The sequence below is a fragment of the Paenibacillus contaminans genome, from assembly GCF_003285015.1.
Taxonomy (GTDB): Bacteria; Bacillota; Bacilli; order Paenibacillales; family NBRC-103111; genus Paenibacillus_V; species Paenibacillus_V contaminans.
Genome location: NZ_QMFB01000081.1, coordinates 1 through 975, shown reverse-complemented (window position 1 = coordinate 975; position 975 = coordinate 1). Strand labels below are relative to the sequence as shown.

1 protein-coding gene is annotated in these 975 nt (G+C 51.2%); it reads right to left on the bottom strand.

The window, feature by feature from the left end; all coding sequences use genetic code 11:
• Positions 1-975, bottom strand: a 975-nt coding sequence (locus DQG23_RS41625; RefSeq protein ID WP_158560977.1) for an extracellular solute-binding protein, incomplete at both ends; no start/stop codon positions are given.

Sequence of the window (975 nt, the reverse complement as noted above, 5' to 3'; positions counted from 1 at the left end):
CGGTAACATATTTGGTAATGTCGCCGGATAACGCATTTAACCGGTCCTGCTCCTCATTCGTAAACATAAAGCTCGGCAAAATCACTTTCGGAATATCAGGCTCCAGCAGCTTGGCGGAAGCAATCGCGGCCGGATGGCTGTTTCCCGTCTGGTTGTATTTTTCGGTAATCAGCTGGGGAAGCCCGCCCCCCGGCCATGGAGAATACTGGCCGATCGCCTGATCGAGATTCAGACCTTTCGGGTTTTTGGAGATGACGTCCAAATATTTCACGTTGCCGTCAGGCAGCGTTTCATACGTCTCTCCTTCGATGCCCATCCGGAAAAACTTGGAGCCCTCTTCCCCGTAAAAATAGTCGACCCAACGGATCGTCGCTTCGGGATGCTTATTCGCTTTCGTGATCGCGAACGTTCCTGTACTCGCCGTCAACGGACTGACCTGCGAATACAGATGATCGCCGTCCGGGCCCTTCAGAGCCGGCAATGACACATAATCATCCTGATAGCTTGGTCCCGCTACGCTGGGACTCGACGGATGCATAGTGCCAACCATCCCTTCCACTGCTTTTGCCAAAAACTGCGGAGTTTCTTGAGTGAATACCTCCTTGTCGATCAAGCCTTCCTTGTACAAGCGATTCATATATTCGAGCAAATCTTTGTATTTAGGGTCGATCGTATAGAAACGGATTTTGCCGTCCGGTCCGATATCGATACTTGCATTTTTTCCTCCGGCGTTTCCGAGTCCCCAAGCTCCGCGCAAACCGTCGAACAGCAAAAAGGTTTTGTCTCCCGACCATCCGAGTTCATCCGCTTTGCCGTTGCCGTTCGGATCCTTTTCCTTGAAAGCCTTCAAGGTCTGGTACAATTCCTCGGTCGTAGCCGGTATAGGCAGCTTTAATTGATCCAGCCATTTTTTATTAATAAAAGGCTTGGCTCCGATCCGGGGCGCCAAATAATCGGTGATCTGCGGCAGCGAGT